The following is a 21147-nucleotide window of genomic DNA, read 5'->3' as shown; positions in this document are numbered from 1 at the left end:
TCAAGGACGGCGTAGCCGTTTCTTCTTAATTCAGGCATAGCATTGAATTGCAGGTTTTAGTTGCTCATAGTCATGTTCAAGCCTCCGCTGATGTAGCCGGGAACCGTCATGCTGACATCCAAGCCTGCGATTACGGTGGCTGTGTAGACCATCAGCAGGCGGCTCTGGGCGGTAACCGGGATGCTGAGTCCGGTGGTCATGCCGGACGAAATTGTACCTACCGATAAAATTCCCGTTAATTGAGGAGACAAGGCTACTGTGGCTCCGGGAACCGGCGTGAAGGTATTATCGGGGGTTGAACTCATGTACAATTGACCGGTTATTGCGATGCTGCTTCCTACTAAAGACATAGCAGCTGTCGTGGAGAAGTACCCGCTGAGTGAAGTGATGGTCCCGGCTCCGGGAGCTGAAAAAGCATAGTTGATGTTCGTGCCGGCACCGCCCGTAAGATCGATGGTAGATCCGTTGACAGTAATGATCTGGGAGCTGCCGAAGCCGATCAGCGCCCTGTCGGACTGTGCGCCCCCCAAGTAAGTTCTCATATCAACCGGGCTTCCCGAGGAAAATGGAATAACAGTAGTTGAGCCAGTTCCAGTCGCGCCAGTTGCCCCCGTAGCCCCAGTGACCCCGGCAGATCCGGTCGCACCAGTAGCTCCGGTCTCACCCGTAGCGCCGGTAGCCCCCGTAGCGCCAGTCTCCCCGGCAGGCCCGGTCACGCCGGTGGCCCCGGTCTCACCCGTAGCGCCGGTAGCCCCCGTAACCCCAGTGACCCCGGCAGGTCCGGTCGCACCGGTGGCCCCGGTCTCACCCGTAGCGCCGGTAGCCCCCGTAGCCCCAGTCTCTCCGGCAGGCCCGGTCACGCCGGTGGCCCCGGTCTCACCCGTAGCGCCGGTTGCTCCCGTAGCGCCAGTCTCCCCGGCAGGCCCGGTCACGCCGGTGGCCCCTGTTGCGCCAACAGCGCCCTGTCCTCCCGGCGCCCCGGCGCTGCCCGTGGCCCCGGTTGCCCCGGTTGCGCCGGTCGCTCCCGTAACACCCGCAGCTCCAGTCGCCCCTGTGTCTCCTTTTGGCCCGGGCAAGGTGATTTCCGCTTTGCTGATATCCGCTATTTCAACATAAGAAGCCGTACCGTTGCTGTAGATGGCAGTGATGGGCTGACCGACGGCCACCGGGGCTGCCGAGGCTCCGCCGTTCCCGAAAATAAGTGTGGAACCATTAATGGCCAGACTGATGGTCTGCCCGGATTCAGTCAATACACCGATTTTGCCAGCCGATACGCTGATAATCTTGCCGCGGGCTACCGTGTCCAACGGATTAACGGCATATTTTTCAGCCGAGCTGAATATGGCCGCCGCCTGAGCCCGGGTAACATCATCGGATGGACGGAAGGTTTTGTCCTCGAAGCCCTGTACAACCTTCAGTTGTGAAGCAGCGTTGATGTAGCCTGCAGCCCAGGAAGAGATTTGGCTGTCATCGTTAAAGGGAAGGGCTTCATTGGCAAGGGCCAGCGCCTCGGTTTCCTTGCCGATCAGCCGGATCACAAGCTTCGTCAGCCATTCGCGGCTGGCATTCTGGCTGCCCCAGCCTTGGGCGGTTTCTTCGCCGGGAAGAATCAAGCCTTCGCTGATTGCGGTTTGCACCCAGGAGCTGGCCCAACTGCTGACATCCAATGCAGGCGAAGATGAAGAGGGGGCAGGATTTTCAATTCCAAGGAACCGGACAGCCATAATAGCCGCCTCCTGGCGGGTCAATGGAGCTTTCGGATTGAAATTGCCTGATGTATCTCCTTCGGCGAAGCCAAGAGCGGCAATCTTCATGACATACTTGTACATCCACGAGCTGCTGCTGACATCGTTGAAGCTCTTATTTTCCGCAGCGGAAGCGGTTCCCGTACCGCCAAGGCCGAAACCGGGAAGCAGACCCGCTGTCTGGCTGACCACCATCATTGCCATGGAGGTTTTTATGAGAACCGGCTTCATATCCTTCTTCAAATTTTGAGTTTCGTTTGTGATCTCCGTATACTGTGGTCTGTTCTGCAGCTTCTTCATTGATTGCTTCCCCCTAAAATATATGATTGCACAGCGACTCCCAAACCGGTGAAATAAGCTCTGTTTGCCAGCACCTTGCTGTCATTTGGAATGTACTCCGCCGCCTTTTCATTGTGGGCGCACGCCCGCTCGTACTGGCCGATCCGGTCATAGCAGACACACAGCTGCAGATGGGGCAGCCAGCTCCAGCAGGCATGCTGTAAAATGGAATAGGAATCCGCAGGCTTGGTTAGTCCGCTCGCCAGCTTATACCAAAAAATTGCCTTGCTGAAGTCATTCTCCAGCATATACAGACTCCCCAGCCGGCAGCAGCTTTCCGCACGGGGCAGATCGTAGGAGAAGGCCTGCAGCGCTTTTGCTTTTGCATCCTGGATGTTGCCGAGCTCCCGGAAACAATCGGAGAGGCTCCCGCAGGCATTAATCCGGTCCTCAACCCAGCTGTCCACCTGCTGCAGGAACATTTCATAAAAAGAGATGGCTTTGAGCCATTGTTTATGCTCTCTAAGCTCATTGGCGAAATAGTACAGATCGCGGCTGGAAAAAATCTCGCCGGCGGCATAGCGGTTCTCGTAGATATTCAGATTTCTGGAGGAGTTCCCATGCATCCTGCCATGCGTAATGGAGATGTCCGAGCGGTGAACCTTGCCCGACACTTCCAGATATTCATGGACCACACCGTGCCAGCGGAAGCCATTTTCCCGTTTAACCAGGCGGTTGCGCGTCAAGCTGGAGGTTAAATTGCCATGCTCGTCAAAGGCAAGATTATAATTCATGGATACCGCATCCGTATCCCAGTCCAGAGCGGCCGTAAGCCTTGTGAATTTCTCGGCATCGGCAGGCAGGAAAATATCATCCGCGTCCATCCAGAGCAAATAGTCCTGAGTCGCCAGGCTGAAGGCATAATTCCGGGCTTTGGAGAAGTCATCCACCCAGGTGAAATCGGCAACCTTATCTGTATAGCGCAAAGCAATCTCCTTGGTAAGATCTGTCGAGCCGGTATCGACAATAATGATTTCATCGACCAGGCAAGCCACGCTGTCCAGACAGCGCTTCAGGGTGGCTTCCTCATTTTTTACAATCATGCACAGGCTGACCGTGGCTTTTCTTTTCATTTCATATAAGGCGCTTGTAATGTCAAAGCCCCATTTTTGCCTGGCTTTTTCTCGATTCAGACTTAGGCGTGTGTTGTACCAATTGGGATCATCAGGGAACAGTGGAGGGGGCTGGATATAGCGGACAAAACAATCCAGGGCAATATGTAAGCTGTAGCCTGCCTGCAGCGCGCGGTAGCATAGATCATCATCCTCATAGCATTCCATTTCGAATCTTTCGTCGAAGCCGCCAAGTTCATCGAAGGCCCTGTGCCGGACGAGAAGCAGATGGCTGAGCAGCCGTGTAGCGGTTTTGGCTTGTCCGGCCTTGGAGAGGGCGAAGGACTTCGCGATATGATCCAGCTGCTCCATTTCGCTGCATTGCACCGGGAGCCGCTGCGGGCCGCTTACGTCGTTGCTGACCGGTCCAACCATAGCCGCGCCGGGATGCCGCCTTGCACAGCCGTTAAGACTGGACAGCCAGTCTTCAGAGACCATCATATGGTCGCGCATGAAGATCAGATGCTCGCCGCCGGCCAGAGAAGCGCCGAGATTGTAACCGGCAGCAACGCCGGCAGGCTGATTGGTTGCGAAGGAGCGCGCTCTTTTGGAAAAGGCCAAATAGCTGCTGATTTCCTTGTCTCCTCCGTCATTAATCACAATCAGCTCATAGGGGGACTCGGTGAACAGCTCAATGCTGGCCAGGCATGATTTGAGCAGCGGCAGCTGCTGGGCCAGGACAATAATAGATGTTTGCATTCAAGCCCTCCAATCAAGGAAGATATAATATTTATCACAATATATCACGTTGCTCTAAACAAATTCTATACATTTTAAGTCAAACTTCAACATTAAGCTACAAATGAGTGAAAACGGATACAGAAAAATTCTGTTAACCCGTTTTAAAATACAGCCGCGAATGGTCAAATTTAATCTTCAGGAGCTGATGGGCGAACGCCAGCGCTTTCCTGATAATCAAAAACTTCACTAAAATAGCGTTGACTTTTGATAAAGGCTTTTGATAATATCTCCATAAAGCTCATTTAAACTATCGGAATTATAAGTGAAAAATGATTCAATGAATCTGGAGCTCTAAAATGATATTGCGCAAAGGCGGGATACAAATGAAAGTAAAATTAGCTGACCGGACAGGAGCAGCCGCTGCCATTCTCATCGGCTCAGCGTCCATTGCGGAGGCTATCAGGCTTTTTCCATACCGCATGGCTATGCTGAACGGTGATCATCTCTTTCCATTTGTGGTGGGAAGCGGACTTCTTGTTTTCGGACTCATTTTGGCGTTTCGAGGTGATCGTTCTGCCGGTAACCATCCCGAAGCGGGTAAAGATACCGAGTCATCCCCCAGAACGCCGGTACTTATTTTCGCGGTGCCCGTTATTCTCCTTTTTTACATTGCTCTTATTCAATGGACAGGCTATCTAATGGCTACACTCGCCGCCTCGGTGATTCTGTTCAAAGGAATCGGGTTGTTCCGTTGGTATTCTTCATTGGCGGCGGCACTTATTTTGACGGTATCCTTGTACTTGATCTTTGTGCAATGGCTGCATGCTCCCCTGCCGTCCGGCAGATGGCTGCTGTGAGGGGGCCGCTATGCTAGACTCAGCCGTTTCGCTGGGATATGGCTTCGTTTCCGCCATTACTCCCTTTAATGTGCTCATGGCCGTACTGGGAGCGCTGATAGGCACATTCGTGGGTGTACTGCCCGGTCTGGGCCCAACTTCGGCGATTGCCATATTGCTTCCGGTAACCGCGGCTTTGGAACCTTCGCAAGCTATTATCATGCTGGCAGGCATCTACTACGGCTCTATGTACGGAGGCTCGACCACCGCAATTTTGCTTAATATTCCCGGAGAAGCATCGTCCGTACCGACCTGTCTGGACGGTTATCCGCTGGCCCGTCAGGGAAGGGGCGGGCCGGCCCTGGGAATTGCCGCTATCTCCTCCTTCGCAGCGGGGATGCTAGGACTCGCAGGACTGGTGTTTTTTGCACCTTTTCTGGCTGAGCAGGCGATCAAATTCGGGCCTCCGGAGCTCTTCGCCGTGATGCTGCTGGCGTTGACCGTTACATCAGGCCTGACCGGCGGTTCGATGATTAAGGCGGCCATTATGGGTCTTTCCGGCTTTGTGCTCTCATTGGCCGGGCTCGGAACATCCAGCGGGCTGTTCCGTTTTCAATTCGGAGTTCCTGCACTGTCAGGCGGCTTTGAAATGATAAGCATCATCATCGGCCTGTTTGCCATTACTGAAGTCCTGAAGAGCATTGGAGAAAGGCAGCCCCCCGTCCCTGCCGATCGGATTGGCAGCGTGTACCCAAGCCGCAGCGATTTGAAGCAAAGCTCCGGGGCGATTGCCGCCGGGAGCCTTATCGGGTTTGTGATGGGGCTCCTGCCGGGCTGCTCCGCTGCTGTTACGTCCTTTTTGTCCTACGATGTGGTTAAAAGGTTCTCCAGGCGCCGCCATTTGTTCGGCAAAGGGGCCATGGAAGGGGTAGCCGCACCGGAAGCGGCCAACAATGCAACCAGCTCGGCAGGCTTTATTCCATTGTTTTCGCTTGGAATTCCAGCCTCGCCTCCTCTGGCAGTTCTTTTGGCCGGACTTATGATTTATGGCGTACAGCCGGGTCCGCTGCTGTTTGAGCAGCAAGGGGGCTTTGTCTGGACGGTAATCGCCAGTATGGTCATCGGCAACATTGCTTTGCTGGTGCTTAACCTGCCGCTGGTTGGCTTATGGGCGAGACTGACAGCAGTTCCCTTCGGGATTATGGCACCGGTCATTTTAATGCTCAGCGTGATTGGGGCCTACTCGGTGCGCAACAGCCTTTTCGACGTGGTAGTGGCGGTCCTGTTTGGATTTCTCGGATATTTTCTGTATAAATTTGACTGGCCGGTTATGCCGCTGGTGCTCTGTTTAATTCTCGGACCTATGCTGGAACAGTCTTTTACCCAATCAATGGCTATGTCAGCGGACAGCTTTTCCATTTTCTTTACCCGCCCTTTAGCGCTGACTTTTCTGATGCTATCCGTGTTAATGGTCGTAATTTCCAACCTTCTGGTGAGGCGGACTAAGCGAAGACTGCAGCAAGAGGGAGCCGGACAAATCAGCCCGCTGTCCTAAACAGATCAAATCGAAGAAATAAAAAGGGGATTATTATGAAAATCAACATTTTTAATCAAAGAAAAATGCTGGCGTCAGCAGCCTTTGCGGCAGTCATTGTACTCAGTGCCTGCGGAGCGAATTCCACACAGGATAAGCAGGCAACGAATGCCGCTGAACCCAATACGGCCGCCTCGGATTATCCGGTCAAGCCTATTGAATATGTTGTGCCTTATGCCGCTGGCGGCGGCGTAGATCTGGTAGCCCGCGCTGTGGCGGATGCGGTCAGCGAAAAATGGAAACAGCCGGTTACGGTGGTTAACAGGGCAGGAGGCGGTGGAGCCACCGGAGCCCAGTATGCGCTGGGCCAGCCTGCCGACGGATACACAGTGCTGGCGAATGTGGTTTCAAATACTTCCATGATGGAAGCGAGTTATAATTCTCCGGCCATTAAGCTTGCAGACCAGCAATTGGTTGCGCGGATTGTGGAAGATGCGCCAACCTTTACAGTCAAGTCCGATGCCGAGTGGAGTGATTTCAAAGCGTTCTCGGAATGGGTACAACAAAATCCCGGTCAACTAAGCTGGACAACCTCCGGAGTAGCAGGATACTCCACCTATGTGGTAGCAGAATGGCTGGATCAATTGGGCGTGGACATTTCCCAGACCCGCATGATCGTAACGAAGGGTACTGCGGAGTCGCTTCCATTGATTGCCGGAGGAAATGCGATTCTTGCCGTCCATCCCGTCAGCGAGGTGGCTACCATGGTCAATTCGGGAAATCTTAGAATCCTCGCCGTCTCCAGCGCCGAGCGCAGCCCGTTCTTCCCGGATGCACCTACGGCTGTGGAGCAGGGCTTCAACGATTTATCCGCCTTTTGGTGGACTGGGTTAAGCATGCCAAAGGGTACTCCGGAGGATATTGTCCGGAAATGGAGCGACACTCTGGCCGAACTGGCACAGGATACTGCGTTCCAGGATAAGCTGAAATCAATGAAATTGCTGCCCTCTTTCCTGAATTCGGACGATTTCAATCAATTCATCACGAAGGAAACGGAATATTACGGCGGATTGGCGACAAAATTTGGATTGCGTAAATAGCTGCTGTTCTAAAATATAATATTCCCTTAAATGAAGGAGATGGGATGCAGTTGGACATTGTTATCGCTGAAGCCATGGGGCCGGCCGGACTGGACTTGCTGAACCAAAGCGGATATTCGGTTCATTACGATCCATCCCTCTGGTCGGATGCTCAGCAGCTTAAGGAAGCCGCGGCAGAGGCCAAGGCGCTTATCGTGCGAAATCAGACGAAAGTAAATGGGGCTTTGCTGGACGAACTGAGAGATATCAGGATTATCGGGCGGCTGGGAGTCGGGCTGGACAATATTGACCTAACCGCCACAGCTTCGCGGGGAACACCGGTGGTCAGCGCCAAAAACGCCAATGCCGTCTCCGTAGCGGAATATGTGCTGGCCGCCGTTCTGACGCTCAGCCGTCCCATACTAGCCGCTTCGTCTGATGTAAAGTTGGGCGGCTGGGACCGCAAACGCTTTGGCGGCACGGAGATTCAAGGCAAAACCCTCGGTCTGATCGGTATTGGCGAGATAGGACACCGTACAGGTATCAAGGCCAAGGCCCTGGGCCTAAACGTGATCGGGAGCGATCCCCGCTTGACTCCTAATGATATCGCTCCCGGTGTGACCGGAATAACGCTGCTTCCGCAGGAGGAAGTCCTGCGGCAAGCAGATTTTGTAAGTCTGCATGTGCCGCTGTTGCCAAGTACGCGCAACCTGATCGATCAGGCGGCGCTGGCGAGGATGAAGGACACTGCCTATCTCATCAATACCTCACGGGGAGGCGTGGTCAATGAGGGGGATCTGGCTGATGCGCTTGCCCATCACAAAATTGCAGGAGCAGTGCTGGATGTACTGGATGCCGAGCCGCCGGGCGCCGAGCATCCGCTGCTTCATCTGCCGAACTGTATCTTGACACCTCATGTCGCGGGTGCGGCTGAGGAAGCACTGAACCGGACCGCTTTGCTGATTGCTGCCGAAGTACTTCGGGAGATCCAAGGGGGAACCTCCAAATACCGCGTTGACGTGAACAGCTATTTGAATGAATTAGAAAGAGCCGAATTGGCGCAATCCTGATCTGTGACCCATAAGAGGACACTTCCTGAAAAGTGCCTCTTGTGGGTCATTTGTGTTCAGACCAGAACTGCAGTCTCATCCCCTCCCCGACTAAGGTCCAGTATATAAAACCGTCCACAGTCTGTTTTGAAAGTCTGCGGTTTACCCTAGAATAAGACTATAAGGTTCAAGGCCGACGAAAGGCGGTGAGAAAAAAATGCAAAGAAGACAAGGTAACGGGCTGGCGATTGTCCTGATCGTGCTTGGAGCGATTATGCTGTTGGGAATTGCCCTGCCGCTGATCCACGGAATATTCAGAATTTTGTTCCCGGTATTGCTGGTTGTTCTCGGATACTACGGAATTAAAAGCGGACGCAAGATTATCGGCTGGGTGGTGCTGTTCATCGGTGTCATGTCCCTGATCGCCAAGCTTTCCTGGATCATCGGACCGCTGCTCGGTATCGCGCTGGTGGTTTGGGGCATCTCGGTGCTGAAGGGCAGAAGAAACGGAACATATTAAGCATTCGAGGTTTACTTAATTAAGAAGCAGGGAGGGAGCAGGAAATCATGAGTGTTTTTCGCCGCATGAGGGATATTACCGTAGCTAACTTGAATGAACGACTGGAACAGAGCCAGGACCCGGTGAAGCTGATTGATCAGTTTCTACATTCGACCCGTGAGGAAATCTCCGAAGCCGAGAGGCTGTACCAGCAATATGCAGCCCATACGAAGCAACTGCAGCAGCAGGTGAATCAGGCGACGGCCATGAGGAACAAACGTGAAGAGCAGGCACTGCTCGCGCTGAAGGCGGGAGAGGATCATCTGGCCAAGCTGGCGCTGCAGGAAAAGATTATTCACGAGGAAAAGCTGGAGCAGTACAGCGGTCTATTGGAGCAGAGCCAGCAATCATTGTTCGAGCTGGAAGGCCAGCTGAACGAACTCAAAATAGAGTATCAAACGGTATACAGCAAACGCCAGTATTACGCGGCACGGATGGAGTCGCTGCGGCTGCAGCAGCGCATGAACCAGAGAGCCACCGCCTATGGCAATGGCAATGACGTTCCCAAAATGTTCGGCCGGCTGGAAGACCGGATGACGGATTGGGAGCTGGAAGCGAAGAGCCTGCGCGATTTGCGGCGCATGGGACAGGAATACGCCATTCAGGCTGGAGAAACAGTGGCGACTGTGCTCGAAAGAGAGATGGCCCGCCTGAAGGAGAAGCTGAACAACGATGGAAAGGAGTAGTTCTATGACCCGATTGTATCGTTCAACCCGTGACAAGGTGATGACAGGGCTGGCAGGTGGATTGTCCGAGACGCTCGGCATCGACTCCACGCTGTTCCGGATCCTGCTGCTGGTCAGCATTCCTTTTACCGGCGGAGCCACCATTCTGGTGTACTTTATCGCAGCGCTTATTATTCCCAAGGAGCCGACCCAGTATAATCCTTTCGGACCTGGACCCGGTGCTCCGGGCGGTTCATACGGCGGACCCTTCTCAGGCAGACCTGAGCATGGACGCGGCCCGCAGGGACCTTATGGTCCTGGACAGGGTGGATATGGCCCTTACGGCGGCCAGCAGGGCTATAACCCCGGTTATGACAAAGCTAACGCTTATTCGGCACAAGACTCCGGTATTGATGCCATGATGAAGGATATTGAGAAGAAGGCCCTGCAAAAAGAAGTGGAAGAGCTTAAACAAAAACTTGCCAAATACGAGAAGGGAGAAGTGTGAATTATGGGAGTATTTCAACGGATTAAGGATATGACTAAGGCGTCGGTCAACGAATTGCTGGATAAGGTAGAGGACCCGATCGTGATGCTGAACCAATATCTGCGCGATATGGAGGCTGAAATTCACGAGGCTGAGGTTACCGTAGCGAAGCAGATGGCCAATGAGCGCCGGATGAAGCAGCGTGTGGAAGAAGCAGCGAAGGTATCCGGCCAGCGTGCGGCTCAGGCTGAACTCGCTCTGAAGAATGGCCAGGAGGAAGTTACCCGCAAGCTGCTGGAAGAAAAAATCTATTTCGACCAGAAGCATACCGAATACAGCGAGCTTCATGCCCAGGCGGAAGTGCAGGCCAAGGAACTGGTGCAGCAGCTGCATGACATGAAGGATGAGTTCTACAAGCTGCGCAACAAACGCAATGAGCTGGTATCCCGTGCCCAAATGGCCAAGGCCAAGAAGCAGATGTCGCAAATCAGCAGTGTCCATGCCATTGAAAGCGGCAGCGCGTCACTCGGCTTCCACCGTATGGAAGAGAAGATCATGCAGCTCGAAGCGGAAGCGGATGTGCTGCGTGCCCCTTACAGCCCTTCGGCAGCATACAGCAAGCCGGTGGATGCCGAAAAGCAGCTGAAAGTGGAAGAGCAGCTCGCCGCATTGAAGAGCAAGCTGAACACCCCGCCATCCTCTCCATCTTTGGACAAAAAAGAAGAATAGTGCCTGTTCCTAAACAATAGGCAGATATGATATGCTGATCAAGGTAAAGCCATACGGTATGGATATTCCATACCGGTATGGCTTTTGTAGCGGGATGCGGCAATAGCTGGAGAAAGCGGAAAATCGCCTTTGCTGTATTTAGTGCAATAGATTTTCTGATGTTCGGCTGAACGGCGTCTTTACACGGGATTCTAATGTACAAAGTGCAATAGGACCTGATTTTTCGGCGGATTCCGGGGTCAACTGCTGTATAAAGCGCAATAGATTGCCAGCCAGGCCAGTTCAGAACTCGAACATGATTCGAATAGGGAGCAGCTTACTTCACAAACTTAAAGGAGGTGCGAAATGGATAAACGGAATCGTTTGATTGCCATCGGACTGATTGGAATTGGCTGCATGATGATATTTGGCAGATGGCTCGGCTTTTTCTCCATTGTCGCGCTCCTCTTTCTGCTGCTGGGGATTTACCGGACAACGTCGGGCAAGGTTAAGCAGGGCTACACACTGCTTGGGGTCGGGGCAGTGCTGCTGCTGCTGGACCATATGCTGCTGGTGCTGGCGATTTGTCTGATTTCGCTGGGAATGTTTTTTGTGAAATCCAAACGGATTCAGCGCAGAGGCGGGTTTATGCAGAAGCAAAGCTTCTCGTCCAGATTTGACTGGGATCTTTCACCGTGGGTCATGCGCAGCCTGAGTGCCTGGCATGTGCTGGGAGAAGCGGATATCGATCTGTCATTGGCGATGGCGGAGGACCCGGAGACGGTAATGCTGTTCCAGGGGATCTTCGGGGATACGGATATTTATCTGTCCGAGGATTATGGTGTGGAGATTGAGGCATTTGTGCTGTTTGGCTCGATTGAGTTCGGCAGCCACCGCGACACGGGCATGCTGAACCGGCTGAACTGGAAGTCGGCGAATTACGACAGCTGCGAGCAGAAGGTGAAGTTCAATATATCTTATATTATGGGTGACCTGGATGTGCGGGCGGACTGACCGGTCTGGCATGAAGGGCAAAGGAGGAGGGCTCCCGGCATGGGCAAAAAAAGCAGCAATATGGTGACACGCAGCATGGGCGAGGGAGCTCTGTTCTCTTTGGTCATGCTGCTGGTTTTCCTGTATATCATGTATACATATGGATATTTGCAGCCGTTTGAGGATTGGAAGATCGGGGTTACAACAGTGGTAACGCTGATTTTGCTGCCGGTGGTGTTCGGTACGGGCTTTGGCTTTTACCAGAGCTTCCGTACGAAAAACAAGCTGGAACGGCTGCGCGCAACGCTGGTGGCCTGGGAAAAAGGCAATCTGACCCCGGCCATGCCGGAGCTTGGCAATGATGAGCTGGGCAGGCTCAGCCAGCAGCTTGGCCGCATCAGCGGCAAATGGGAGAACCAGGTGAACACGCTGCAGCGGCTCTCCACCAATAACGCCAAATTGGCTGAGCAGGCCCGCGTATCGGCGATTATGGAAGAGCGGCAGAGGCTGGCGCGTGAGCTGCACGATGCCGTGTCACAGCAGCTGTTCGCGATCTCCATGACGGCAACGGCCGTGGGGCGGACGCTGGAGAAGGATTTTGACAAGGCGCAGCGGCAAATTGCGCTGATCGAAGAAATGTCCGCAGTAGCCCAGTCCGAGATGCGCGCCCTGCTGCTGCATCTGCGTCCGGTCTACCTGGAGGGCAAGGGGCTGCGGCAAGGGCTGCAGGAGCTGATTAAGGAGCTGGAGATCAAGGTTCCGATCGACATTGTGTTCGAGATGGACCCTGATGTGCAGCTGATGAAGGGCGTTGAGAATCACTTGTTCCGCATTGTGCAGGAAGCCATCTCCAATACACTGCGCCACGCCAAGGCGGAGAAGATGGAGATCCGGCTGCACCGCCGGGGCGATACCTTACGGCTGACGCTGCGCGATGACGGGGTTGGCTTTGAAATGGATGAGAGCAAGCAGACTTCCTACGGGCTGTCGAATATGCAGGAAAGAATTAATGAGACCGGGGGTTCGATCCAATTCATTACCGCTCCCGGCAAAGGCATGCGGATCGAGATTACTGTACCGCTAGTCAATGAATAGGAGGCAAGGGCAGCCATGGAGATGGAGGAAGCGATTAAAGTACTGCTGGTGGATGATCACGAAATGGTCCGGATCGGGCTTGCCGCGGTGCTCGGCACCGAGGACGGCATTGAAGTGGTGGGCGAGGCCGGAAGCGGGGAAGAAGGGATACGGCTGGCCCAGGAATACAACCCTGATGTCGTCCTGATGGATTTGGTCATGGATGGCATGGACGGGATAGAAACGACGAGACAGCTTCTGAAGCTGTACCCGGATTGCAAGGTCATTGTGCTGACGAGCTATCTGGATGATGAGAAGATGTATCCGGTCATCGAGGCCGGCGCGTTCAGCTATCTGCTGAAGACCTCGCGGGCCAGCGAAGTGGCGGATGCGATCCGTGCCGCCGCCAGAGGCCAGTCGGTACTGGAGTCGCAGGTCGCCTCCAAAATGATGAACCGGTTCCGCTCGAATGCCAAAGGCGGCGAAGCGCCGGCCTACAAGGAGCTTACAGAACGCGAGATGGAAGTGCTGAAGCTGCTGGCTCAGGGTAAATCCAATCAGGATATCGCCGACCAGCTCATTATCGGCATTAAGACTGTGAAATTCCACGTTACGAATATTCTCGCCAAGCTGGGGGTCGAAGACCGCACCCAGGCGGCCATTTATGCCTATAAGAATGGACTTGCGGAATAGCCGCAGGTATATAATCTCTCTTCCTGGATATCCTGTTTAATAGATTGCTAGACCAGGATAGAGAGGGAGAGATTGACGATGGGGAACAGAGGGACAAGCAGGGGAACGCTGCTGCTGATCGGATTGTGCGTGGCGGCCATAGTGCCGGCCGGATTCCGCAGTGCAGGCGCTGCCGGAGGTGCTGGCTCAATTGGGAGCATATCATTGGCACAAGCGCCTGCCTATCAAACTGCGGCCCCGCAAGAAGTCTCTTCCCCCGCCGCACCTCACGCATCATCCCCGGCCGAAGCGGGCATTGACGGTCTCGCTGATTCTCTTGCACTTTTAACTACTCTTGGCATGACTGCCACCCAACCGGATTCCCCGCTTCGGCTCGTACTGAAGTGGCAGGGCGAATACAGCAGCGATGCCTCCGCAGCAGATGCAGCAGAGCGCCTTGCGGGGAAGCTCGGCCTTGGAAACGCCAGCCGGTCTGATGAAGACGGGCATATGACCTCGCGCGCGGCTGCCGCTCTGGCCGGAGCGCAGGCCTCGCTGTTCTGGAGCGAGCTGGGTGGCGGACGCAGCTATGTGATCGTGACCTACGAAACGGCGGACCTGCTGAAGGCGCCGGAACTTCCGGCCGCTGCAGTGTCAGCCGGGAAGGAGCTGCTTCAGGCAGGCATTGCCGCCGAATGGAATGTCTCGCTGCAGGGCGCTGCGAAGGACCAGAGCGGGCCTGAGGCCGCACTGTTTTCCATCGAGCAATCTTTACAGCCCCGGCTGCCCGGCATGAATCCGGAAGAGAGCTATGAAGACAACGCTACATACAGCCGCTCCTACAGTGTGCCGGGCCTTGAGCGCGCGGTCAGCAGCGGCAGCCATTTGATCGCGCTGCAGCTGGCGGTTCATAAGAACGGCAACAATAATACAAACCGCGTGACACTTGGATTTCCTTTGATTACCATTGAATATTGAGCTGCGGCGTCCCCGGTGCAACCGTTTCATGCCAAGCCTGATATATTATCGAGAATTGTGACGGTCAAGCTGTTTATCCCCACTCTAAGCTCCACGCGCAGGCTCCGCGTTTGCGGAGCTTTTGGCATGAGGTTATAATATGTTTGTGATTGGCAGGCTGTACTGTCCTATAAGCGGGAACGCATAAACGGATAAGAAAGAGTAATGGAAATTTGCGAAATCCCGAGAAAAACTGTCAGAAATCTGATAGCATCCTTTCAGCGAATATGATAAAATGACATCACGCCGTTGACATATTATTTTATAAACTGTCCGGTGTTGAGAATGATTGTCAACTATATTACATACAGAGAGATGAGGAGCCATGGCTGAAAATCAAACCCTTGATGCACTGCATACACCCGGTGCTGTATTCTTTATCTTTGGGGCAACCGGAGATCTAGCCCGGCGCAAGCTTTTCCCGGCGATTTACAGTTTGTACCGTGAGGGCAAGCTGACCCATGATTTTGCGGTAATTGGCGTGGCTCGGCGTCCCCGTACCCAAGATGAATTCCGTGAAGATGTGAAGGAGTCCATTCGTGAATTCTGCCGCTACCAGGCCGGAGATGCAGGCGAGTGGAATGAGTTCGTGCAGCATTTTGAATACAAGTCCCTGGACATCAACAATATTGACGGCTTCCGTGAGCTGAACGCGCAGACAGAGGCATTGGAAGAGAAGTTCCATATTCCGGGCAACCGGATGTTCTATCTCGCCCTCGCTCCCGAGCTGTTCGGCAGTGTCTCGTTCAACCTTAAAGCCGGCGGTATGCTGCAGACCCGGGGCTGGAACCGCCTCGTGATCGAGAAGCCGTTCGGCTACAACCTTGAATCCGCTGAGGAGCTGAACGAACAGATCCGCCAGGTATTCAAGGAAGAAGAGATTTACCGGATCGATCATTACCTGGGCAAGGAAATGGTGCAGAATATTGAAGTCATCCGATTTGCCAATGCCTTCTTCGAGCCGCTCTGGAACAACAAGCATATTGCCAACATTCAGATTACTCTCGGGGAAACCGTAGGCGTGGAAGAGCGCGGCGGCTATTATGATCATGCCGGAGCTCTGCGCGATATGGGCCAGAACCATATTCTGCAGCTGCTGACGATGATCGCGATGGAGCCGCCAAGCCGCCTTTTGGCTGAAGATATCCGTGATGAGAAGGTGAAAGTGCTGCGCTCGCTGCGGCCTTATGCTTCCCCGGACGATGTCCGTGAGAACGTGGTGCGCGGACAATACACACAAGGCCTCTACAAAGGAAAAACCCTTCCGGCCTACCGCCAGGAAGATAAGGTTGATCCGGAGTCGAATACAGAAACGTATTTTGCAGCCCGTGTGTTTGTGGACAATTTCCGCTGGGCGGGTGTACCGTTCTATATCCGTACCGGCAAACGCCTCCCCGTGAAGACAACGGAGGTGGTTGTGGAGTTCAAGGGTATGCCGACCAACGTCTATCTGGGTCAAAAGCATAAGCTGGAGCCGAACCTTCTGGTCATCCGCGTCAATCCGATGGAAGGCATCTACGTGAAGATCAACGCCAAGAAGCCTGGCTCGGAGTCGGAAATCCAGCCGCTGGCCATGGACTTCTGCCAGAGCTGCATGGTGGGCATCAATTCGCCTGAAGCTTACGAGCGTCTGCTACACGATGCCGCGCGCGGCGACTCAACCTACTTCACCCGCTGGGATGAAGTGTCGTCGGCCTGGTCCTTCGTGGACCGCATTGCCGCGGCCTGGAAGGAAGGCGCCGGCGACCTGGCCTCCTATCCCGCCGGTTCCTGGGGACCTGTTGAGGCCGATCAGCTGCTGGCCCGCGAAGGCTTCCACTGGTGGCCGGTCAACGGACAGGATGAAGACAATGTGGTATGGCAGGTCAACGGGTAGTTAACCTGTAAATGATATATGGCATGAAGAGAATCCTCCTGCAGTGGCCCCCAATGGCTGCAGGGGGATTTTTTAAGAAAGTCCAAACATTCACCGTAGCCACGACTCCTGCCTAGGTAGCCATTCTTAGTGGGAAAAAGTATCACTAACTGGACTTCATTTGGCTGTGGAGAACTCATAGTGGGAAAAAGTATCACTATTTCTGCTGAAACCTGCTGTATTGGGAGAAATGTCTGCAATTAGGTGTACAAAATCCCGCTAACGCCGGTTGTAGCCACGATTCAAGCGATTTAGTTTTACTTTTTCCACTTAGCTTCTGATCAAGCCGAGTCCGCGAACCGGACGGTAAAAGCAGACAACCCGAAGAATTCCAGCATTAAAGTGCGCTTTGTTGAAGAGATGAATGAAGCTGGCCCGGCCATTCTGTTTGAAGTCCGGTTTCAAGATAATTTGCCCGCAACCGCTTTTTTGTAGATAATCTTCACCGGATTTTGCTATACTAAAAAGGATGCTTTCACTAGAAGCGGAATTGTAACTGTTAAGGTATTGTGGGCAACGGCAAATTCACCAATGAAGGGATTTGTACAAATGGGCAGAGCACCGATCTGATGACTCCCGGCAATTGAAGAGAAGCATGAATTTATATATGAAGGGATATGTGCAATGAATAAGGCACCGGATCAGAAGCTGCAACAGGAAGTGGACAAACGCAGGACGTTTGCGATCATTTCCCACCCGGATGCGGGTAAAACAACATTAACGGAGAAGCTGCTGCTCTTCGGCGGCGCGATCCGATTGGCGGGTTCAGTCAAGGCCCGCAAAGCGAGCAAGCATGCGACAAGCGACTGGATGGAAATCGAGAAGCAGCGCGGCATCTCGGTCACTTCATCGGTAATGCAATTTGACTATATGGATCACCGGGTGAACATTCTGGATACCCCGGGCCACCAGGATTTCAGTGAGGACACCTACCGTACCCTGACGGCTGCTGACAGCGCGGTCATGCTCATTGACGTGGCAAAGGGCGTGGAAGCCCAGACGATCAAGCTGTTCCAGGTATGCGCCAAGCGGGGCATTCCGATCTTCACGTTCATCAACAAGCTGGACCGCGAGGGCCAAAGCCCGTTCGAGCTGATGGAAGAGCTGGAGAATGTGCTCGGCATCCGTTCCGTACCCATGAACTGGCCGATCGGCGGCGGGCGCGAGCTGTGCGGTGTATATGACCGGATGAAGAATCAGGTAGAGCTGTTCCAGGGCGACGACCATTCTGTAATTAAGGTGCAAAAGGTAGAAAGCTACAATGACCCGATCATCCGCGAGATGGCCGGCGATTACCTGCATGACCAGCTGTGCCAGGATCTGGAGCTGCTGGACGTGGCGGGGGATGCTTTTGACTATGATAAGGTGCTGCGCGGGGAGCTGACACCGGTATTCTTCGGCAGTGCAATTAATAATTTTGGTGTGCAGACCTTCCTGGACAATTTCCTGGAGCTGGCACCGAAGCCGGAGCCGCGCCGCAGCACCGCCGGTTCTGTAGAGCCGACCAACGAGAAGTTCACCGGCTATGTATTCAAGATCCAGGCCAACATGAACCCGGCCCACCGTGACCGGATTGCCTTCCTGCGGATTGTGTCGGGCAAGTTCGAGCGCGGAATGAGCGTGAAGCATGTGCGTGCAGGCAAGGAGATCAAGCTGTCCCAGCCGCAGCAATTCCTGGCTCAGGACCGCGATATTGTCGAGGAGGCTTTTCCCGGAGATATTATCGGGCTGTTCGATCCCGGCATTTTCCGCATCGGGGATACACTGAGCCAAGCCGGAGATATCGAGTTCGATGAGCTGCCGACGTTCTCGCCGGAAATTTTTTCCAAAGTGAGCATCAAGAATGCGCTGAAATCGAAGCAGTTCCAGAAGGGGATCGACCAGTTGACCGAGGAGGGCATGATTCAGGTGTTCCGCACAGTCAGCTTCGACGATATTCTGCTGGGAGTAGTCGGGCAGCTGCAGTTCGAGGTGTTTGAATACCGGATGAAGGGCGAATATGGCGTAGATGTCCAGCTGCAGCGGATGAGCTATCAGTTTGCGCGCTGGATCGTGGATGAGAGCAAACCGGACGCAAGCAAGTTCCGCATCAATTCCACACTGGTCACAGACAAGAAAGGCAACTATGTCGTGCTGTTCGAGAACGAATATGCGATGCGTACCGCCATGGAGAAGAACCCGACCGCCAAGTTCCTGGAAACCGCTCCCTGAGTGAAGGGATTTATAGATTGAGGACAGATCGTGTGCGCTGATTTTGGGATGAGAGAGTAACGTGCTCCAGCCTGTGCCGTGCCTATAAAGAGACATCCTTTTGCCAAAAACCTCCGCTTACACGTGCGTTGCTGCACCGTGTATAGCGGAGTTTTTTAGCTGAATGCCCCTTGCTAGGAGGTGATGGACCCGGGGGTGAGCTTCTCCAGGTGTTTGTGCAGCATCGAGACCAGCGCATCCTGCTTGGCGTGATCGAGATCCTTCCACATCATTTCGAATACAGCGCCGAGTCCCGGGAGTGCCGTTTCCGGCCCGTCCACGGAGCCTTCAATCATCTGCCGCAGATCGGCTTCGGATTGCCCGTGCACCTTGTGGATAATGGCCTGGCGCAAATCAATGGTAACCGGCATGAAGTAGAGCCTCCTTAGTTGGTTTGGGTTAGGACCTTCTGCCCCGTACAGCAAGTTTTTTTCGGACAGCAAAAGCCCGGTTTCCGAAAGCTTGCTTCTGAGGGGGATTGCCTCGTTATAATGTACCCTGAGAGCGCGGCGAAAATTCAAGTTTGTGGCTCCTTATGCTATACTGTGTGAGATGCAAAATGTGAGCGGGAGGAACAGAAATGGCTGCAAAAAAACAATATGCCGTCATCGGAATGGGGCGTTTCGGCTCAAGTGTCGCCAAGGCGCTAAGCGGCATGGGCTTCGATGTGCTGGCAATCGATGCCGATGAGCAGCGCACGCAGGAAATCTCGGGTATTGTAACCCATGCCGTGTCTGCCGATTCCACCGATGAAGAGGCATTGCGCGCACTGGGCATCCGCAACTTCGATGTGGTGGTGGTGGCGATCGGAGAAGATATCCAGGCCAGCATTCTGACGACGCTGATTCTGAAGGACCTTGGCGTTCCGGCGATTCTGGTCAAGGCCAAAAGCGAGCTGCACGGCAAGGTGCTCAGCAAAATCGGTGCGGACAAAATCATCTACCCTGAGCGGGATATGGGCATGCGGGTGGCGCATCATCTGGCCTCGCCCAATATTCTTGACTACATAGAGCTGTCGCCGGATTACAGTATCCTCGATATGAAGGTGTCAGGGCCGATGCTGGGCAAAAACCTGCAGGAGCTGAATATCCGCGCCAAATACGGCTGCAACGTTATGGCCATCCGCCGGGGCGAGGAAATGAACATCTCCCCCAGAGCGGAGGACCGCCTGATCGAAGGCGATGTGCTTGTCATTGTGGGCCATAAGGATAACCTGACAAAGCTGGAGATGGCGTATCAATAAGTGTGTTAAGGAACAGAAAGGCAGGGCCTTATGGAAATAGTATCTCCGCAAAATACGCGGGTGAAGGAATGGGCGGGACTTCAGGAGAAGAAGCACCGCGACAAAACCCATAAATACATTGTTGAAGGCATCCACCTGGTGCAGGAGGCGCTGCTGGCCGAAGCCGATGTGGAGTGCCTGGCTTATGATCTGGATAAAGGCATGCCTGCCGAATTGAAGCCTTTGCTTCAGGCGGTTCAGGGCATGGAGGTCATCGGCGTCTCGGCGGCGGTTATTGCCAAGTGCAGCAGCACGGGGACCCCGCAGCCGGTGTTTGCCATTGTGCGCAAGGAGCAGCAGGGACTGGAGGCCATCCTTGCCAAGCAGGATAGCTGGGCAGTAGTGCTGGACGGGGTCCAGGACCCCGGCAACGTGGGAACAATTATCCGCAGCGCGGATGCCGCAGGCGCGGACGGTGTGGTCCTCGGCAAGGGCTGCGCCGATCTGTACAACCCGAAGACCATCCGGTCCACGATGGGCTCGATGTTCCATCTTCCGGTAGTGGAGGGGGAGCTAAGCGGCATTCTGCCGCAGGCCCGGGAACGCGGATCCCTGCTGGTCAGCACTTCGCTGACGGGTGTGGATTCCTGCTACACCCATGATTTTCACGGCAGCCAGTGGCTGCTGATCGGCAGTGAAGGCCAGGGCATCTCCCCGCAAACCGCCGCCCTCGTCGACAAAAGCATCATCATTCCGATGGCCGGCCGCGCCGAATCGCTCAACGCAGCGATGGCAGCGACAATCCTGCTGTTTGAGGGGATGAGGCAGCGGGGGAATCTCCGGAAGTAAAGTCAGGGCGTGTTGCTTATAACGTAAATTGAGACTGTTTATAACATCAAAATGAGACTGATCAATGGCGCTCTAATCCTACGGGATATGATACATTATGAGGTCCTACCCACGTCCTGGCATCCTTGATTCATAAATTTTTTTAAAACCTTGTTTTAGAAGCAGCTTGGAAAGAACTTATTGAGTTCTCTTTTGTTGTGCTCTCTTTTTTCTGGAGGAGAGGACTAGGAGAAGATCGCATGACTCTCATGGGGTATTGGGGGCAATGCGATCTTTTTTTATTGTTTAGGAAATTATGAATTGCTTTTGCTGTGGATAAGATGTACATAAATTTTAGTATAAGTTAAAATATATGGGAATT

Annotated in this window: 19 protein-coding genes; 16 read left to right on the top strand and 3 right to left on the bottom strand. The window is 53.9% G+C overall.

Translation table 11 applies throughout. From position 1 onward, the window contains the following. Positions 1–56: 56 nt before the first annotated feature. Entirely contained in the window at positions 57–2045 is a 1989-nt protein-coding gene (locus HYD27_RS32550) for an exosporium glycoprotein BclB-related protein (RefSeq protein ID WP_219216590.1), read from the bottom strand. Next, positions 2042–3895, bottom strand: coding sequence for a glycosyltransferase (locus HYD27_RS15475; protein WP_219216589.1), 1854 nt, complete (start codon positions 3893–3895; stop codon positions 2042–2044). Before HYD27_RS15475 ends, HYD27_RS32550 begins: the two co-directional genes overlap by 4 nt. A gap of 365 nt (positions 3896–4260) precedes the next feature. On the opposite strand from HYD27_RS15475, the gene HYD27_RS15470 reads away from it, so the two are divergent. From HYD27_RS15470 to HYD27_RS15405, 14 genes are all read left to right on the top strand, one after another. After that, positions 4261–4734 carry a tripartite tricarboxylate transporter TctB family protein gene (locus HYD27_RS15470; protein WP_219216586.1) on the top strand — a complete coding sequence of 158 codons (474 nt, stop codon included), beginning with the start codon at positions 4261–4263 and terminating at the stop codon, positions 4732–4734. A 10-nt stretch (positions 4735–4744) separates the two neighbouring features. Next, positions 4745–6268, top strand: a complete 1524-nt coding sequence (locus HYD27_RS15465) for a tripartite tricarboxylate transporter permease (protein WP_228745154.1) — start codon at positions 4745–4747, stop codon at positions 6266–6268. A 35-nt stretch (positions 6269–6303) separates the two neighbouring features. Next, positions 6304–7347, top strand: coding sequence for a tripartite tricarboxylate transporter substrate binding protein (locus HYD27_RS15460; RefSeq protein ID WP_228745153.1), 1044 nt, complete (start codon positions 6304–6306; stop codon positions 7345–7347). A gap of 44 nt (positions 7348–7391) precedes the next feature. Then, positions 7392–8396, top strand: coding sequence for a hydroxyacid dehydrogenase (locus tag HYD27_RS15455; protein WP_219216584.1), 1005 nt, complete (start codon positions 7392–7394; stop codon positions 8394–8396). Between the two features lie 196 nt (positions 8397–8592). After that, positions 8593–8895: a hypothetical protein gene (locus HYD27_RS15450; protein ID WP_219216582.1), complete on the top strand. Its 303-nt coding sequence runs from the start codon at positions 8593–8595 to the stop codon at positions 8893–8895. A 47-nt stretch (positions 8896–8942) separates the two neighbouring features. Beyond that, complete coding sequence (locus HYD27_RS15445) at positions 8943–9620, top strand: PspA/IM30 family protein (protein ID WP_219216580.1); 678 nt, start codon at positions 8943–8945, stop codon at positions 9618–9620. A 4-nt stretch (positions 9621–9624) separates the two neighbouring features. Further along, a complete protein-coding gene (locus HYD27_RS15440; RefSeq protein WP_219216577.1) occupies positions 9625–10107 on the top strand; it encodes a PspC domain-containing protein in 483 nt (160 codons plus the stop codon). A 3-nt stretch (positions 10108–10110) separates the two neighbouring features. Beyond that, complete coding sequence (locus tag HYD27_RS15435; protein ID WP_219216574.1) at positions 10111–10815, top strand: PspA/IM30 family protein; 705 nt, start codon at positions 10111–10113, stop codon at positions 10813–10815. Positions 10816–11160: 345 nt separating this feature from the next. After that, positions 11161–11808 carry a cell wall-active antibiotics response protein LiaF gene (liaF, locus tag HYD27_RS15430; RefSeq protein WP_219216573.1) on the top strand — a complete coding sequence of 216 codons (648 nt, stop codon included), beginning with the start codon at positions 11161–11163 and terminating at the stop codon, positions 11806–11808. Between the two features lie 39 nt (positions 11809–11847). After that, on the top strand, positions 11848–12882 hold the full coding sequence (locus HYD27_RS15425) for a sensor histidine kinase (RefSeq protein WP_219216571.1): 1035 nt from the start codon (positions 11848–11850) through the stop codon (positions 12880–12882). 15 nt (positions 12883–12897) lie between these two features. Next, positions 12898–13554: a response regulator gene (locus HYD27_RS15420; RefSeq protein ID WP_219216569.1), complete on the top strand. Its 657-nt coding sequence runs from the start codon at positions 12898–12900 to the stop codon at positions 13552–13554. Positions 13555–13632: 78 nt separating this feature from the next. Next, complete coding sequence (locus tag HYD27_RS15415) at positions 13633–14511, top strand: YwmB family TATA-box binding protein (RefSeq protein WP_219216567.1); 879 nt, start codon at positions 13633–13635, stop codon at positions 14509–14511. A 364-nt stretch (positions 14512–14875) separates the two neighbouring features. Further along, positions 14876–16426 (top strand): glucose-6-phosphate dehydrogenase, encoded by a 1551-nt coding sequence (zwf, locus tag HYD27_RS15410; RefSeq protein ID WP_219216566.1) that lies wholly within the window; start codon positions 14876–14878, stop codon positions 16424–16426. Between the two features lie 663 nt (positions 16427–17089). Then, positions 17090–18676: a peptide chain release factor 3 gene (locus HYD27_RS15405; protein ID WP_219216565.1), complete on the top strand. Its 1587-nt coding sequence runs from the start codon at positions 17090–17092 to the stop codon at positions 18674–18676. A 173-nt stretch (positions 18677–18849) separates the two neighbouring features. On the opposite strand, the gene HYD27_RS15400 is transcribed toward HYD27_RS15405, so the two are convergent. After that, positions 18850–19086 (bottom strand): small acid-soluble spore protein SspI, encoded by a 237-nt coding sequence (locus tag HYD27_RS15400; RefSeq protein WP_219216564.1) that lies wholly within the window; start codon positions 19084–19086, stop codon positions 18850–18852. Positions 19087–19295: 209 nt separating this feature from the next. On the opposite strand from HYD27_RS15400, the gene HYD27_RS15395 reads away from it, so the two are divergent. Together HYD27_RS15395 and HYD27_RS15390 are read left to right on the top strand one after the other, a co-directional pair. Then, complete coding sequence (locus HYD27_RS15395; RefSeq protein ID WP_219216563.1) at positions 19296–19958, top strand: potassium channel family protein; 663 nt, start codon at positions 19296–19298, stop codon at positions 19956–19958. Positions 19959–19988: 30 nt separating this feature from the next. Next, complete coding sequence (locus HYD27_RS15390) at positions 19989–20786, top strand: TrmH family RNA methyltransferase (protein ID WP_219216562.1); 798 nt, start codon at positions 19989–19991, stop codon at positions 20784–20786. Positions 20787–21147: the final 361 nt, after the last annotated feature.

The sequence above is a fragment of the Paenibacillus sp. S150 genome, from assembly GCF_019352175.1.
Lineage (GTDB): Bacteria > Bacillota > Bacilli > Paenibacillales > Paenibacillaceae > Paenibacillus_AQ.
The sequence above is the reverse complement of the archived record's forward strand: the minus strand, read 5'-3'. Positions and strand labels throughout refer to the sequence as shown.

Excerpts from the sequence above, each read along its gene's own strand:
- HYD27_RS15395 (WP_219216563.1), top strand. The coding sequence starts at position 19,296 with ATGGCTGCAAAAAAACAATATGCCGTCATCGGAATGGGGCGTTTCGGC.
- HYD27_RS15435 (WP_219216574.1), top strand. The coding sequence starts at position 10,111 with ATGGGAGTATTTCAACGGATTAAGGATATGACTAAGGCGTCGGTCAAC.
- HYD27_RS15455 (WP_219216584.1), top strand. The coding sequence starts at position 7,392 with ATGCAGTTGGACATTGTTATCGCTGAAGCCATGGGGCCGGCCGGACTG.
- HYD27_RS15475 (WP_219216589.1), bottom strand. The coding sequence starts at position 3,895 with ATGCAAACATCTATTATTGTCCTGGCCCAGCAGCTGCCGCTGCTCAAA.
- zwf (WP_219216566.1), top strand. The coding sequence starts at position 14,876 with ATGGCTGAAAATCAAACCCTTGATGCACTGCATACACCCGGTGCTGTA.
- HYD27_RS15415 (WP_219216567.1), top strand. The coding sequence starts at position 13,633 with ATGGGGAACAGAGGGACAAGCAGGGGAACGCTGCTGCTGATCGGATTG.
- HYD27_RS15460 (WP_228745153.1), top strand. The coding sequence starts at position 6,304 with ATGAAAATCAACATTTTTAATCAAAGAAAAATGCTGGCGTCAGCAGCC.
- HYD27_RS15470 (WP_219216586.1), top strand. The coding sequence starts at position 4,261 with ATGAAAGTAAAATTAGCTGACCGGACAGGAGCAGCCGCTGCCATTCTC.
- HYD27_RS15465 (WP_228745154.1), top strand. The coding sequence starts at position 4,745 with ATGCTAGACTCAGCCGTTTCGCTGGGATATGGCTTCGTTTCCGCCATT.
- HYD27_RS15425 (WP_219216571.1), top strand. The coding sequence starts at position 11,848 with ATGGGCAAAAAAAGCAGCAATATGGTGACACGCAGCATGGGCGAGGGA.
- HYD27_RS15420 (WP_219216569.1), top strand. The coding sequence starts at position 12,898 with ATGGAGATGGAGGAAGCGATTAAAGTACTGCTGGTGGATGATCACGAA.
- HYD27_RS15450 (WP_219216582.1), top strand. The coding sequence starts at position 8,593 with ATGCAAAGAAGACAAGGTAACGGGCTGGCGATTGTCCTGATCGTGCTT.
- HYD27_RS15400 (WP_219216564.1), bottom strand. The coding sequence starts at position 19,086 with ATGCCGGTTACCATTGATTTGCGCCAGGCCATTATCCACAAGGTGCAC.
- HYD27_RS15445 (WP_219216580.1), top strand. The coding sequence starts at position 8,943 with ATGAGTGTTTTTCGCCGCATGAGGGATATTACCGTAGCTAACTTGAAT.
- HYD27_RS15390 (WP_219216562.1), top strand. The coding sequence starts at position 19,989 with ATGGAAATAGTATCTCCGCAAAATACGCGGGTGAAGGAATGGGCGGGA.
- liaF (WP_219216573.1), top strand. The coding sequence starts at position 11,161 with ATGGATAAACGGAATCGTTTGATTGCCATCGGACTGATTGGAATTGGC.
- HYD27_RS15440 (WP_219216577.1), top strand. The coding sequence starts at position 9,625 with ATGACCCGATTGTATCGTTCAACCCGTGACAAGGTGATGACAGGGCTG.
- HYD27_RS32550 (WP_219216590.1), bottom strand. The coding sequence starts at position 2,045 with ATGAAGAAGCTGCAGAACAGACCACAGTATACGGAGATCACAAACGAA.
- HYD27_RS15405 (WP_219216565.1), top strand. The coding sequence starts at position 17,090 with ATGAATAAGGCACCGGATCAGAAGCTGCAACAGGAAGTGGACAAACGC.